This window comes from Palleronia abyssalis (assembly GCF_900302445.1).
GTDB lineage: Bacteria > Pseudomonadota > Alphaproteobacteria > Rhodobacterales > Rhodobacteraceae > Palleronia > Palleronia abyssalis.
This window is the reverse complement of record NZ_ONZF01000008.1, coordinates 1-13,786: the sequence shown is the minus strand read 5'-3', so window position 1 is coordinate 13,786 and position 13,786 is coordinate 1. Positions and strand designations below refer to the sequence as shown.

The following is a 13,786-nucleotide window of genomic DNA, read 5'->3' as shown; positions in this document are numbered from 1 at the left end:
CCCCCATGGCCCGCCAGCCCCATACCGCCGACCAGTTCACACGACCCGTCCGACGTATCTTCGTCGGGTTGTTGATGTTTGTTCTTCTGGCGACGTTCCTGTTCTGGCGGATCGACTCCCCCAGGGCTGAGCGTGTGCGGGCGCAGATCGTCGATCAGATCGTGCCTTCGATGGACTGGGCCCTGGTGCCGGTGACGAAGCTGTCCGGCATGGTCGACAACTTTCAAAGCTATGCGCGTATTCACGAACAGAACCGCCAGTTACGGCGCGAGCTTCAGCAGATGAAGGCGTGGAAGGAAGCGGCGCTGCAACTGGAACAGCAGAACGCCAAGCTTCTGGATCTGAACAAGGTGCGGCTCGACCCGAAGCTGACCTTCATCACGGGCGTCGTGCTGGCCGACTCCGGCTCGCCTTTTCGCAAATCGGTGCTTTTGAACATCGGGGCGCGGGATGGGCTACAGGACGGGTGGGCCGCGACCGATGGTCTTGGGCTTGTGGGTCGCATCTCGGGCGTAGGACAGACGTCGTCCCGGGTGATCCTTCTGACCGACAGCAACAGCCGCGTCCCGGCCGCCATCCAGCCGTCGGGGCAGCGCGCCATCGTGGCCGGAGACAACTCTCCCAACCCGCCGCTCGACTTCCTGGAAAGTGCGGATCGCGTGCGTCCCGGGGATCGGGTCGTCAGTTCCGGCGATGGCGGGGTTCTGCCGGCCGGACTTTTGATCGGCACCGTGGTCCAGGGGTCTGACAATCGCCTGCGCGTCCGTCCCGCCGCCGATTACGAGCGGTTGGAGTTCCTGCGCGTCCTGCGGTCGTCCCCGCCGCCGGGGATCGACGCGACCGGTGGGCTGGTCGCGCCGCTGCGCGACAAGCAGACCGTCGCCCTGCCCTCGCCCGAACCCGTTGCCGAGGCGACCGATGGTTGATCCCCTGACGATGCGCCGCGCGGGGTTCCGCGCGATGTTCGTCACAATCGCGGCGGGCTTCATCTTCGTGCGCATCCTGCCCTTCATGGGCGCGGGCGATCAGCTTCCCGCGCCGGACTTGCTGACAATCCTCGCATTTGCCTGGATCCTGCGCAGGCCCGATTATCTTCCGGTTTGGTTGATCGCGTCCGTGGCCCTCTTGGCCGATATCCTGTTCATGCGACCTCCGGGCCTTTGGGCCTTGGCCACGGTGCTGGGCAGCGAATTTCTGCGCCGTCGCAGCCACCTGACCGCCGAACAGCCCTTCCCGGTCGAATGGCTGTTGGTCACGGGGACACTGACGCTCATGCACCTGGGCGAGGCGCTGGTGCTGGGCGTTCTGATGGTGCCCCAACCCTCTTTCGGTGCGACGCTTCTGGAGCTTATGATGACAATCGCCACCTATCCCCTGGTGGTAGTGGCAACGGCGTTCGTCTTCGGCGTTCGTCCCCCCAGCCCGTCCGAGAGAGACGCGGAGGCCCGCCTGTGAAGCGCACGAACAAGGACAACGAAACCTCGATCAGCCGCGTGACCCGCCGCAGCCTCGTCCTCGGCGGTCTGCAGCTGGGGGTCGCGGGTGTGCTGGGCTGGCGGATGCGCCAGATGCAGGTCGAACAGGCCGACGAGTTTCGTCTGCTGGCCGAAGAAAACCGCATCAACATGCGCCTGATCGCGCCCGAGCGGGGCCTGATCTTCGACCGTAACGGAATCCCCCTGGCCGAGAACGCCCAGAACTATCGCGTGGTGATCGTGCGCGAGGATGCCGGCAATGTCGAGGATGTGCTGAATCGTCTGCGGCAACTGATCTTCATCGACGATACCGAGATGGAGCGCGCGCTGAAGGAAATCTCGCGCCGGTCCTCGTTCGTGCCTGTGACGGTGACCGACCAGCGCACGTGGGAAGATATCTCGACTGTCGCGATCAACGCCCCAGCCCTGCCCGGCATCACCCCCGATGTCGGCCTGACGCGGAACTATCCGCTGGGTCAGGACTATGCCCATGTGGTCGGCTACGTCGGCCCCGTCTCGGATTACGACCTGTCCAAGATCGACGATCCCGACCCGCTTCTGCAAATCCCGAAGTTTCAGATCGGCAAGACCGGCGTCGAACAGAAATACGAGCCGGATCTTCGCGGCAAGGCCGGCGCCCGCCGCATCGAAGTCAACGCGGCCGGCCGTGTCATGCGCGAATTGGACCGCGATCCGGGCGTTCCTGGCGCCGACGTCCAGCTGACGGTCGAATCCAAGCTGCAGAACTTCGCCGAGGCCCGTCTGGCCCTGGGCCTGTCGGCGGCGGCGGTGGTGATGGACGTGCGCACCGGCGATCTGCTGACGGTGGCCAACGCGCCGTCGTTCGACCCCAACAAGTTCGTCCGCGGGATCTCGGTCTCGGATTACGGCGAGCTGACCGAGAACAAGTATCGCCCGCTGGCCAACAAAGCCGTTCAGGGGGCCTATCCGCCGGGATCGACGTTCAAGATGCTGGTCAGTCTGGCCGCTTTGGAAGACGGGCTGCTGTCCTCGGACGAGACGGTCTATTGCGGGGGCTATACCGTGCTGGGCAACCGCCGCTTCCACTGCTGGAAGCGCGGCGGGCATGGCCGGATGAACCTGGACCAGAGCCTTCAGCAATCCTGCGACGTCTTCTATTACGAAATGGCCCAACGCGTCGGCATCGACCGGATTGCCGAGCTTGCGCGCAAGTTCGGCATCGGTGAACGGTTCGACCTGCCGATGTCCGCCGTCACCGCCGGGATCATGCCCGACAAGGACTGGAAGCGGTCCCGCTATGGCGAAGGATGGCTTGTCGGCGACAGCCTGAATGCGTCCATCGGACAGGGCTATGTCCTATCCTCGCCCCTGCAACTGGCGGTGATGAGCGCGCGCATCGCCTCGGGCAACGCGATCCAGCCTCGTCTGGTCAAGTCAATCGACGGGATCGAGACACCGGTCGTGGGCGCGGACCCCCTGGACGTGAACGAAGGGCACCTTCGGCTGATCCGCAAGGGCATGTTCTCGGTCATGAATACGAACCGCGGAACCGCCTTCCGGTCCCGCATCGACCGCGACGATCTGCGTATGGCCGGCAAGACCGGAACCAGCCAGGTCCGGTCGGTCGTAGTCAGCAACAGCGATGTGCCCTGGGAACAGCGCGACCATGCGCTGTTCGTCGGCTTCGCGCCCTATGACGATCCGCGCTACGCCGTCTCGGTGGTCGTGGAACATGGCGGCGGCGGATCCTCGGCCGCTGCGCCGGTTGCGCGGGACATCATGCTTTATGCCCTGCACGGAGAGCTTCCGCCCCTTGAAAGCTATCCCTCGGGCGAAAGGGGCCGGGTCGAGGAAACGTTCGCCGCGCTTGAGTTGCGCAGCGATTTCCGACCTTCGAGATCGGGACGCAGCCCGGCATGAGTTATCTTGAATACAACGTGAAGCGGGTGCCTTCGGGGCTGTCGAAGGTCCTGTACTTCAACTGGCCCTTGTTCCTGCTGCTGTGCACCGTAGCCGGCGCGGGCTTTTTGATGCTGTATTCGGTCGCCGGAGGATCGCTCGAGCCGTGGGCCGAGCCGCAGATCAAGCGGTTCGCGCTAGGCTGCGTCGTGATGTTCGCCATTGCGATGGTGCCGATCTGGTTCTGGCGCAACATGGCGGGCCTTGCCTACGGCATCAGCCTCGCACTGCTCGTCGGCGTCGAGGTCATGGGTACCGTCGGCATGGGCGCCCAGCGCTGGATCGACATCGGCTTCATGCAGTTGCAGCCGTCCGAACTGATGAAGATTGCGCTCGTGATGCTCATCGCGGCCTATTACGACTGGCTGGACGTCAAGAAGGTCTCGCACCCGCTTTACGTGCTGATCCCGCTGATCCTGATCGCGCTTCCCGTGGCGCTGGTGCTGAACCAGCCTGACCTTGGCACCGCGCTTCTTCTGGTGATGGGCGGCGGCATCGTTATGTTCTGTGCCGGCGTGTCGTGGTGGTACTGGGGCGTGATGATCGCCGCCGGTGTGGGCACGGTCACGGCCGTTTTCTCGTCGCGCGGGACGCCCTGGCAGCTTCTGAAGGACTATCAATACCGCCGGATCGACACGTTCCTCGACCCTTCGTCCGACCCGCTTGGATCGGGGTACCACATCACACAGTCGAAGATCGCGCTCGGGTCCGGCGGCTGGACCGGGCGGGGGTTCATGCAAGGGACGCAGTCGCGCCTTAACTTCCTGCCCGAAAAGCACACCGACTTCATCTTCACCACCCTTGCCGAGGAGTTCGGCTTCGTCGGCGCGTTCTCCCTTCTGACGATCTATGTGGGCATCGTTCTGTTCTGCATCGTCTCGGCGATCACGAACCGCGACCGGTTCGGCGCATTGATGACGCTGGGCATCGGCGCGACGTTCTTCCTGTTCTTCGCGGTCAACATGGCGATGGTCATGGGCCTTGCGCCGGTGGTTGGCGTCCCCCTGCCCCTTGTCAGCTACGGAGGGTCCGCGATGCTTGTCCTCATGGTGGGCTTCGGCCTCGTCCAGTCCGCCCATGTTCATCGTCCGAGGGGCCGATGATCCGCGTCCTCTTCGCAGCGGGAGACAGCCGCTGGGACGACTGGAAGTCCCCCTTGCGCACCGCGTTCGCCGAGGCCGGGCTGGACTGCGACTTGGCCCAGCATCACGAGCCGTCCCAGGTTGATATCATCGTCTATGCCCCGAACGTGCCGCTGCAGGACTTCCGGCCCTATACCAACGCGCGCGCTGTCCTGAACATCTGGGCCGGGGTCGAGGGCATCGTCGGGAACGAGACCCTGACGCAGCCGCTTGCGCGCATGGTCGACCCCGGGCTGACCGAGGGCATGGTCGAATACGTATGCGGCCACGTCCTTCGCCATCACTTGGGAATAGACACGCAGATCACCGGCCAGGACGGCGTGTGGAAACCGCAAGTGCCGCCCCTCGCACGGGATCGCGCCGTGACGATCCTGGGTCTCGGGGAACTCGGCGGGGCTTGTGCGACGGCGCTGGTGCAACTGGGCTTTCCCGTCACCGGATGGTCCCGTTCGCAAAAGGACATCGCGGGTATCCGATGCCTGTCAGGCGACGATGGTTTGACGAAGGCGTTGAAGACGGCGCAAATCTTGGTTTGCCTGTTACCTCTGACCCCCGATACGACGGATATTCTGGGCTCGGCCGCCTTTGGGCATCTGCCCGCCGGGGCCGTCCTGATCAATCCGGGTCGTGGTGGACTCATCGTCGAACGCGACCTGATGGCCGCGCTTGAAACCGGGCACATCGCCCACGCCACGTTGGATACCTTCCGAACCGAGCCTTTGCCCCAGGACCATCCGTTCTGGTCCCACCCCGGCGTTACCGTGACGCCCCATATCGCATCCGAAACGCGACCGGCGACCGCCGCACCTGTGATCGCCGAGAATGTCCGGCGTGCCATGGCCGACGAGCCGATCCTGCACCTCGTCGACCGCGAAAAGGGTTACTGACCGCTGTCACTAACCGCTCTGCCGCTGGACGGTCACTCGGCCGCGTGGCTTCGGTCGTGATGGGCGCGGCTGTCCTTTGGCGCCTCGTCACGGTCGAACATGCCATAATCGCGGATCACGCTGGTGACGCGCAGACGGTAATCGGCGAACAACCCGTTGCGCCCCTTTGCCTGCATCAGCCGATGCTGCGCCAGCTTGCGCCATTCTTCCAGGGCGTCATCGTCGCGGAAAAACGACAGGGACAGCAGCTTTCCCGGGTTGGTCAAACTCTCGAACCGCTCGACCGAGATGAAGCCATCCAGCGACTCGACCAGCGGCCGCATCTCGGCTGCCAAATCCAGGTATTCCCCCCGCCTGCCCTCTGCCGGCGTCACCTCGAAAATGACCGCGATCATTGCATTCTCCTTCGTCGGTGCCCAATCGGAACCGCAAAGCGGCGTCTAGCGCAAGCGCGGCGGCGCTTCGGGGTCGGTTCCGGGGGCCTTCATCTCGGTCGGCTCGAACTTGGGAAGGTCGAACCGCAACCCGACGCGCGCCAATCGCGCCGAAACCGGACTGGCCGCCTGAAAGAAGGTCACGTCCAGCGCCCCCGCCTCGAGCCCCGAAAAGACGAGCGCCTCACGCACGGCACGGGCCAGCGCCCCCTCAGAGCCCGGTGCTGCGTCGATGAAAGCCAGCAGATGCCCCCGCGCGCCGCTTTTCCACGTCACCCCCACCAGATAGGCCATGCGGGCCAGGCCCCGGGCACTTGCCAGTTTCGCATCGAGCGCGGTCAGAAGCGCTTCGGGCAGGCCCTTCGGCGCCTCGATATCCTGCGGAACTTCCTCAAGCTGGTCGGGCGCCCCCTCCAGCGTGTCGGCAAGCCACGTGACCGCCTCGGGGGGCATCAGGTAGGACGATGGGGCGACACCCGGATTGAGGGCCAGCCCGATGCCTTTTCCGGTCAGCATCGCGGCGAGGATACGCCCGGACAGCGCGGCATAGGGCGCAGAGCCTTCGGCAAACTCGGTCAGTCGTTCCAGCCGATCGAAGGTCAGGACGAAGATCCCCTCGGACGTCTCGAACATGCGGGGGTCGATGGCATCACCACCCTCGGGCTCTCGGCTGAGCAGAAGGAACAGCTCGGCCGAGGCCAGGCGATCCTGAAACGCCAGCCGAGCGGCATCGTTTTCGGGCGCAGCCTCCATCGCGGCGTGGGCCTCATCCAGCGGGGTCATTCATCACCTCTTTCACGCGCGCTTGGAGGACGGGCAGAAGCTCGGCCTCGAACCACGGATTTTTCTTCAACCATGCGGTATTGCGCCACGACGGGTGCGGCAAGGGAAACACGGTCGGCGCGTGGTCGCGCCAGCCCCTCACCGTTTCGGTCACACCTGCCTTCGTGCCCAGATGCCATTTCTGTGCGTAGCCGCCGATCAGCACCTTGCAGCGTACGGTATCCAGCCCCTGCAAGATCGGTGCCCTCCAGGTCTTGGCGCAAACCGGCGGCGGCGGCAGGTCGGACCCTTTCGCATCATACCCCGGGAAACAGAATGCCATGGGAACGATCGCAACCCGGCTGCGGTCATAGAATGCGGCCTCGTTCAGCCCCAGCCAATTGCGCAGCCGTTTGCCCGACTGATCCCAAAACGGCGTGTTCGCCTGGTGAACCCGCATCCCCGGCGCTTGGCTTGCAATCAGCAGCCGGGCGCCGGGGCGAAACCAGACGACGGGATTGGGGCGATGGCCCGTGTGGGTGGCCGCGAACCGTTCGGCACAAATCGTACAGGCCGCGAGGCGAGACATCAGGTCGTCCATACAGGCCGAGGTAGGCGTGCCGCACCTGTCCGACAAGCGGACCTTCCCCCTTGCCCTAGTCGACGTCGGGTTATTAGCAGGTAGAGTAGATTTAAGGACGCCTCATGTACCGGGTCTGGGATTTCCTCTCGAGCTATACGTGGACCCTCGCCACGGGTGCGGTCCTGGCACTGGTCTGCGCGAACCTCTTTCCCGACGTCTATTCCGTTCTCACGGCCTTCCCAATCTGGTTCGGGCAGACACTGGGTCAGGATGCGGGTCACTGGCTGGAGGCGCATGGACGGCTGTTCGATATCGACGAGCTTGGAGATGTGGCCCGCGTGGTCACGCTCGGCTCGCTCACGAACCAGGTTTTCATGGCGGCGTTCCTGTTCCTTGCCGGCAAGGAGCTTTGGGAGGCGCTGATCCTCGATCGGGGCGCCTTGCGCGGTCGCGATGCCCTTCTTCCCGGATGCGCCGGGATCGGTGGCGTCGTAGTGCCCGCCCTTATATTCCTGGGGCTGAACACCGCCCTGTCCACGCAAGCCGGTGCGGCCTGGGCGGTTCCCACGAACACCGACATCGCCGTCGCCTATGTGATCGGACGTCTCGCCTTCGGACCCAGCCACCCCGCGCTACGGTTCGTTCTGCTCATCGCGATCGTCGACGACGCCGTTGCGATGGCGGTCCTCGCCCTGTTCTATAGCGACCACCCTCTGGACGTTTTTTGGCTGCTGGCCGCGCTCGCCTCGGTTCTGGCGGTCTACGGGCTGTTCAATCTCTGGCCGCGGCTTCGGGACGGATCCGATCCCATGAAACCCGTCCAGACACGGATTCGACTGCGGTTCGGTCTTGTCCCATATGTCCTCGTCGGTGGCTTCGCATTCTACGCGGTGCAGCGATCGGGCCTCAATCCCGTGCTTGGGCTTCTGCCGGTAATCCCCGCCATTCCCCATGCGGACCGGGCGTTCGGGGTATTCTCGCAGGCAGAAAGCCACCTGCATGACCTTCTGAACCGAGCGGAGCGAATGTTGAGCTATCCGACCGGAGTCATCCTGTTTCTGTTCGCCTTTTGCAATGCGGGGGTCGACCTTTCCTCGATCGGTCCGTTGACCGCCATCGTCGTGATTGCGCTGATACTGGGCAAACCGCTGGGAATTGCACTGGGCACGGTGGTCGCCGGACGGTTCACCGGCCCCGGTCTGCCCACGAAAGACCTGCTCGCGGCCGGAGCGGTGGCCAGCTGCGGCTTCTCTCTTTCGCTGCTGTTCGCGGATGCGGCCGCCCTTCCGACCGAGCAGACCGACGCGATCAAACTTGGGATCCTGATCTCCCTCGCGGCAGTCGCAGGCGTGCTGGCGCTGATCAGGGCCTAGAATCGCCCCGCCCCATATCTTCGTGATATGACCGACTTCGCTTGCCGGGGAGGTGCGGGACAGGACATAATGTGGACAGATTGACCGGATATTCACGGTTTAAGGCATATTCGATGCAAGCCGCCGGCCCGTGTCAGGGCCACCACCCTTCGCTGTTCGGACGCACATGATCGAATTCGACAACGTCTCGAAGTCCTTCTGGACTGGAACGCAGCGCAAGGTCATCCTGGACCGCGCTTCGTTTCGCGTCGAACCGGGCAATTCTCTGGGTATCCTCGCGCCCAACGGTACTGGCAAGACAACCGTCATCAACATGATGGCCGGGCTCGAAAAGCCGGACGAAGGCGATATCCGGCGCACCTCCCGGATCTCGTTTCCGCTGGGGTTCATGGGCGGTGTGATCAACAAACTGTCGGGGCACGAGAATGCGCGTTTCATATCCCGTCTATACGGCCTCGACCCCGACTACCTCGAAGCGTTCTGCCGATGGCTGTGCAATCTGGGCGAGTATTTCGACATGCCCGTCGGGACTTATTCCGCGGGCATGCGCGCGCGGCTCAGTTTTTCGCTGCTCCTCGCCCTGGACTTCGATTTTTACCTGATCGACGAAGGCATGCCTGCGACCACCGATGTCGAGTTCAACAAGAAGGCCGGTCAGATCCTGCGCCAACGGTTAGAAAGCGCCACAATCATCGTGGTGTCCCACCAGCCCGAAACACTGGAGAAATTCTGTCGCTCGGCCGCCGTTCTGATGCATGGGCAGTTGCACATGTTCGACACCCTGGAGGAGGCGAAGCGTCTTTATGACTATGAACACCAAGCCTAAGAAGTTCCGCCTTCGCAAATCAGGCTCGCTCGTCTCCACACCGGAGACGGCACCGACAGAGAAGACCGAGGATTCGAACGGCCCGGCAAACACTCCAGAACGCCCCCCGCGCGCGGAAGTCCGCGTGACAAAGCGCGCGCCGGACGCTCAACGGATCGATTCAGACCTGAATACGGACCTCGCCGCAATCCGCCGTGAGGGATTAACCGGACGGCAACTTCGCATGGCCCGGAGGCTTGCGCAGAAACACGATGTCCCGGTCACCTCGGATTTCGATGCCGTGCGTCAGTTGAGGCTGAAGGGGATCGACCCGTTCGAGCGGGCAAACATGCTGGAACTGGTGGTGCCGGATTCTCAGTCGCCCGCGACGACGAAGACGGACCCGAAGGTGCAACTTCCCCAGACGGTGAAGCCGACCAAAGTACCTTCCAACGACTTAAGGCCAGAAGTCAAACCGAAGGCCCCAGAGTCCTCAGGCCAACTGCTTCAGATCCAGGAAATCCAGCGCGACATCGCCAGGCGCAGACGGCGCAAGCTGTCTCTGCTTTTGGCGCGCCTCGCGTTTTTCGTGGGACTTCCCACATTCATCGCCGGCTACTACTACTTCAAGATCGCGACACCGATGTACGCGACACAAGCCGAATTCGTTATCCAACAAGCCGAGGGTGCGGGGAGTCCGGCGCTGGGGGGCCTGTTTTCGGGGACGGGGTTCGCCACGTCCCAGGATTCGATCACCGTTCAATCCTATCTCACATCGCGCGATGCTATGATCCGGCTGGATGAAGATGCCGGGTTCAAGACCCATTTCAGCCAGGATTTCATCGACCCGATCCAGCGACTACCCGAGAACGCGTCGAACGAGGATGCCTACGACCTGTACCAGGACGTGGTTCAGATCGGCTACGACCCGACCGAGGGCATCATCAAGATGGAAGTGATCGCCGCCAGCCCCGAAGTTTCGGCCGAATATTCCGATCTTCTGATCGACTACGCGGAAGAACGCGTCGACCGCCTGACCCAGCGCTTGCGTGAAGACCAGATGGCCGGTGCCCGCGGCAGTTTCGAAGAGGCCGAGGCAAAGATGCTCGCATCTCAACAGCGGGTTCTGGAGTTGCAGGAACAACTGGGCGTCCTCGATCCGGCTGCTGAATCCGGTTCGGTTATGAGCCAGATCACGGCGTTCGAAACCCAGCTGCGCGAAAAGCGCCTGGAACTTGACCAGCTTCTCTCGAACCGCCGTCCGAACGCCGCGCGGGTCGCGGGGGTAGAAGGCGATCTCGACAGGCTTCGCGGCGTGATCGGCGAACTACGCTCGGAAATGACGGACGGCACGGGCGATGTCGCCTCCCTCGCTCGGGTGTCTGCCGAATTACGGATCGCCGAGACCGACCTGCAAACCCGGACGGCCCTCATGCAGCAAGCCCTTCAACAGCTGGAAACCGCGAGAATCGAGGCCAACAGGCAGGTGCGCTATCTCTCGCTCGGCGTGTTGCCGATCGCGCCGGATGAACCGACCTATCCCCGGGCGTTCGAGAACACGCTGCTCGCGTTCCTCGTATTCTCGGGGATCTATCTGATGATGAGCCTGACCGCTTCGATCCTGCGTGAACAAGTTTCATCGTGACCGACAAAGAGGGCCAAATTTTTCCCTACCGCCCTCTTGCACCCCCCGATCCACCCTTTTAGAAGCCACCGCACGGTTGGGGTGTAGCCAAGTGGTAAGGCATCGGTTTTTGGTACCGTGTATCGTAGGTTCGAATCCTACCACCCCAGCCAAGTTTCTCGTAAGGCATTGATGTGAAACGATTATCCTGACGTAGCAGGGAATCGGATTCACAGTGCGACACAAGGGTGCGTGACATCCCTGTGTCACAGGCAGGTTCCCGATCGTCTTTCGGCTCCGACGAGGAGACGATGATGGGACAGATTACGCATGTCAGCCGTCGCGGCGCGGTTTACGTTTGGCGCAAGCGGTGTCCTCCCACGTCATCGCACCAATCCACAGGAACGTTGCAGGACGCGGGAGTTGTCCACAGCACGACGCGTCGGGGCTCTTGTCTCGAATGCCGCGGAGCGGATGTATGAGGGCATGAAGGCGCAAACCATCAAGAAAGACGACGTTCGCGCCTACTTGGAAGCCGTCGTCGCAGAAGAACTGAAGCGCATCGAGAGCGAACGGTGGGATGAAAGTCCCGCCGTCTCGCCGGCCGAATGGCGCATGCGATGGATGACGGATCGTGCAGAAGCCTGCGCCCTGAGGTTATTGGCTCAACGTGGGCACGCCGCCGATCTCATGCCCGAGGATATGGACGTGCTTCGCGAACAGGGATTTCGCCCGGCCGAAATGAGCTTGGTGCTCGAGCTACTGTTTGCCTTGAAGGAACGGTTCTGGGGCGCAGAACCTCCGGTTCTGTCTCCCAGTCCCGAAGATGTGTTCGGCGAACGGACGATCACGGAAGCCGGCTACCGCCACCTTAGGTCCGCAGCGTTCGAAGGTCGCGCGCGTGCCTTGGAGCAATCGGATCGCCGCGATATCATTCATCCGGGCGCTGATCCATCTACCAGCGCAGCGCAGGATACAAATACTACCCAACCGGCCATGAGCGAACGACCGGCATCACCTCCCCGCTCTGACCCCGATATCGTGTCCATTGCTGACCGAATGTCCCAAAAGTCCCGGGCGCTGCGCGTCAAGGACAAGAGCTTCGACAAGAAGGCGTTTGAAAGGGACAAGCGCCAGCGCGATCGCGTGATTTCTCAGTTCATCGAGGCGACGGCCAAGTCCAAGGTTACCGACTTGCGGCAAGAAGATGTAGCGTATTACGTCAACTGCCTCTCGCGGCTGCCGAAGACCTACAACAAGAGTACGGCGGACCGTGCGCTGTCTTTCGAGCAGGTGATGGAACGAGGTGACGAGCTGCCGGACGATCTGGTCGGCCTCTCCGGATCCACTGAAAATCGCAACCTCACATTTGTCGGTGCCATGCTGTCTTACGCTAGATCCGAGGGCCTCCGCCCCGCCGAGGACCTCGACCTGACCTGGTTCCGAACAAAGGACCGGACGCTCAAGCGCGCACAACGCCCCGCCTTCACACGTGACGACATCGCAGCAATCTTCTCGCATCCAACCTGGCGAGGCCGACAGAGCGCCGCGCGCCCGCATGCGCTTGGCGACGAAATTGTCCGGGACGGACTCTACTGGGTTCCGCTTATCGCATCCTACAGCGGCGCACGGCGCGAGGAGATCGCCGGCCTGGAACTTACCGATATCGTCTTCGATGCGAGCGTTCCGCATATCATTATCCGCCCGAACGCCAACCGGGGCTTGAAAAATCCCCAATCAGAGCGCCTGCTTCCTCTGCACTCTCACCTTCTGGAGCTGGAGTTGCGCCCTTATTGCGAAGGTCTGGTGGAGAGGGGCGAGACAACCTTATTTCCCGACCTCCGTCCGCCCGCCCCAACACACGCGTTTCGAGACATGATTCATCTCCGCTGGAGCGAGGTCCGAAAACGTCAGCTTGGAAGCGACTATAGCGGCAAGGTCTTTCACAGCTTCCGCCACTACGTCAGCGGCTATCTTCAGAACGAAACGACGATCCCGCAACTGGTCGTCAAGGACCTGTTGGGGCACTTGTCCGGCGACATCACCGCCGACCGATACCGCGATCCGTCCCACCTAGGCAAACTCGCAGAAGCCGTTCAACAGCTCCCGAGGGTCTACTGAACAAGAAACAGAGCGTCGGAAAACGCTCGATAGCGCCCACCGAGCGTTGCCCTACCTTTTCAGCGCCGAAGAAATGGCGGTTCTTGACCATAGCCTTCTTGTATCGGTTTGACGACCTTCCGCCATGATCCCGGATTGCTGCCGCGCCGCCAGCTAAGGCCGCCCTTCGCCGCGTTTGCGGGCTTTGTGGCGGTGTACAGCCGGCTGTGCGACCCTTTCCCCCGCTCCCCGCACGCGCGCGCTTGCGAAGTCACCCGCGGGGAGAAGTCACCCGCGGGGCGGAAAGCGGTCTTTCGCTGCGGGTGCAAGAGGATACCACCCGCTGCAGCAAACCCGACATTCAAAACCGATCAAACGGTGCGGTTCTGGGGGCTAAATCTGTTGAGCTCTTAACAGTGCGCGTGCCTTTCCGAGCCTTGGCCAGAGTTCGGGTCGAAGGTCCAGCAACTCTTCTAGACATGCTCCTAGATGGGAACTCTGTTAATTTGTAAGGCGACAATGGGAAAGAAAATTGGTCTGCCCCCTGAAAAGTGGTCCTCCCTGAAGTATGGCTTACGGGCCAGTTGGAGGATGCAAGAATGCCCCAGAAGAGACACAAGCCGGAAGAGATCGTCGCGAAGCTTCGGCAGGTCGACGTGC

General features: G+C 62.6%; 12 protein-coding genes and 1 tRNA gene. 10 read left to right on the top strand and 3 right to left on the bottom strand.

Translation table 11 applies throughout. From position 1 onward, the window contains the following. Window positions 1-5 precede the first annotated feature (5 nt). The 5 genes from mreC to PAA8504_RS15160 are packed head-to-tail and all read left to right on the top strand — an operon-like array spanning window position 6 to window position 5,445. Window positions 6-926: a rod shape-determining protein MreC gene (mreC, locus tag PAA8504_RS15175; protein WP_108895050.1), complete on the top strand. Its 921-nt coding sequence runs from the start codon at window positions 6-8 to the stop codon at window positions 924-926. Next, on the top strand, window positions 919-1,455 hold the full coding sequence (locus tag PAA8504_RS22545) for a rod shape-determining protein MreD (protein WP_245897657.1): 537 nt from the start codon (window positions 919-921) through the stop codon (window positions 1,453-1,455). The genes mreC and PAA8504_RS22545 overlap by 8 nt, the downstream gene beginning before the upstream one ends. After that, the gene (gene mrdA / locus PAA8504_RS15170; protein ID WP_245897656.1) at window positions 1,452-3,377 is read left to right on the top strand and encodes a penicillin-binding protein 2; all 1,926 of its coding nucleotides are present in this window, start codon (window positions 1,452-1,454) and stop codon (window positions 3,375-3,377) included. Before PAA8504_RS22545 ends, mrdA begins: the two co-directional genes overlap by 4 nt. Further along, complete coding sequence (gene rodA / locus PAA8504_RS15165; RefSeq protein ID WP_108895048.1) at window positions 3,374-4,519, top strand: rod shape-determining protein RodA; 1,146 nt, start codon at window positions 3,374-3,376, stop codon at window positions 4,517-4,519. Before mrdA ends, rodA begins: the two co-directional genes overlap by 4 nt. Further along, entirely contained in the window at window positions 4,516-5,445 is a 930-nt protein-coding gene (locus tag PAA8504_RS15160) for a 2-hydroxyacid dehydrogenase (protein ID WP_108895047.1), read from the top strand. Before rodA ends, PAA8504_RS15160 begins: the two co-directional genes overlap by 4 nt. Window positions 5,446-5,477: 32 nt before the next feature. Here the strand turns inward: PAA8504_RS15160 and PAA8504_RS15155 are convergent, their stop codons facing one another. From PAA8504_RS15155 to PAA8504_RS15145, 3 genes are read right to left on the bottom strand one after another with little or no spacing between them, the layout of a single operon-like run. Then, complete coding sequence (locus PAA8504_RS15155) at window positions 5,478-5,840, bottom strand: antibiotic biosynthesis monooxygenase family protein (RefSeq protein WP_108895046.1); 363 nt, start codon at window positions 5,838-5,840, stop codon at window positions 5,478-5,480. A gap of 45 nt (window positions 5,841-5,885) precedes the next feature. Beyond that, on the bottom strand, window positions 5,886-6,662 hold the full coding sequence (locus tag PAA8504_RS15150) for an SseB family protein (protein WP_108895045.1): 777 nt from the start codon (window positions 6,660-6,662) through the stop codon (window positions 5,886-5,888). Then, the gene (locus PAA8504_RS15145) at window positions 6,646-7,230 is read right to left on the bottom strand and encodes a uracil-DNA glycosylase family protein (RefSeq protein ID WP_370739696.1); all 585 of its coding nucleotides are present in this window, start codon (window positions 7,228-7,230) and stop codon (window positions 6,646-6,648) included. Before PAA8504_RS15145 ends, PAA8504_RS15150 begins: the two co-directional genes overlap by 17 nt. 116 nt (window positions 7,231-7,346) lie before the next feature. On the opposite strand from PAA8504_RS15145, the gene PAA8504_RS15140 reads away from it, so the two are divergent. The 5 genes from PAA8504_RS15140 to PAA8504_RS15120 all read left to right on the top strand — a co-directional run bounded on the left by PAA8504_RS15140 (window position 7,347) and on the right by PAA8504_RS15120 (window position 13,147). Next, window positions 7,347-8,597, top strand: coding sequence for a Na+/H+ antiporter NhaA (locus PAA8504_RS15140; RefSeq protein ID WP_108895043.1), 1,251 nt, complete (start codon window positions 7,347-7,349; stop codon window positions 8,595-8,597). 166 nt (window positions 8,598-8,763) lie between these two features. Continuing rightward, window positions 8,764-9,423: an ABC transporter ATP-binding protein gene (locus PAA8504_RS15135; protein ID WP_108895042.1), complete on the top strand. Its 660-nt coding sequence runs from the start codon at window positions 8,764-8,766 to the stop codon at window positions 9,421-9,423. 223 nt (window positions 9,424-9,646) lie between these two features. Continuing rightward, entirely contained in the window at window positions 9,647-11,047 is a 1,401-nt protein-coding gene (locus PAA8504_RS15130) for a KpsE/RkpR family capsule polysaccharide export protein (RefSeq protein ID WP_306419534.1), read from the top strand. A gap of 77 nt (window positions 11,048-11,124) precedes the next feature. Beyond that, window positions 11,125-11,199: transfer RNA gene (locus PAA8504_RS15125), tRNA-Gln, on the top strand. Window positions 11,200-11,512: 313 nt separating this feature from the next. After that, window positions 11,513-13,147, top strand: a complete 1,635-nt coding sequence (locus PAA8504_RS15120) for a tyrosine-type recombinase/integrase (protein ID WP_181375815.1) — start codon at window positions 11,513-11,515, stop codon at window positions 13,145-13,147. Window positions 13,148-13,786 lie beyond the last annotated feature (639 nt).

Bases quoted from the DNA above. Each gene is read 5' to 3' on its own strand.
- PAA8504_RS15145 (WP_370739696.1), bottom strand. From the start codon at position 7,230: ATGTCTCGCCTCGCGGCCTGTACGATTTGTGCCGAACGGTTCGCGGCC.
- PAA8504_RS15120 (WP_181375815.1), top strand. From the start codon at position 11,513: ATGAAGGCGCAAACCATCAAGAAAGACGACGTTCGCGCCTACTTGGAA.
- mreC (WP_108895050.1), top strand. From the start codon at position 6: ATGGCCCGCCAGCCCCATACCGCCGACCAGTTCACACGACCCGTCCGA.
- rodA (WP_108895048.1), top strand. From the start codon at position 3,374: ATGAGTTATCTTGAATACAACGTGAAGCGGGTGCCTTCGGGGCTGTCG.
- PAA8504_RS15140 (WP_108895043.1), top strand. From the start codon at position 7,347: ATGTACCGGGTCTGGGATTTCCTCTCGAGCTATACGTGGACCCTCGCC.
- PAA8504_RS15135 (WP_108895042.1), top strand. From the start codon at position 8,764: ATGATCGAATTCGACAACGTCTCGAAGTCCTTCTGGACTGGAACGCAG.
- PAA8504_RS15160 (WP_108895047.1), top strand. From the start codon at position 4,516: ATGATCCGCGTCCTCTTCGCAGCGGGAGACAGCCGCTGGGACGACTGG.
- PAA8504_RS22545 (WP_245897657.1), top strand. From the start codon at position 919: ATGGTTGATCCCCTGACGATGCGCCGCGCGGGGTTCCGCGCGATGTTC.
- PAA8504_RS15130 (WP_306419534.1), top strand. From the start codon at position 9,647: ATGGCCCGGAGGCTTGCGCAGAAACACGATGTCCCGGTCACCTCGGAT.
- PAA8504_RS15155 (WP_108895046.1), bottom strand. From the start codon at position 5,840: ATGATCGCGGTCATTTTCGAGGTGACGCCGGCAGAGGGCAGGCGGGGG.
- PAA8504_RS15150 (WP_108895045.1), bottom strand. From the start codon at position 6,662: ATGACCCCGCTGGATGAGGCCCACGCCGCGATGGAGGCTGCGCCCGAA.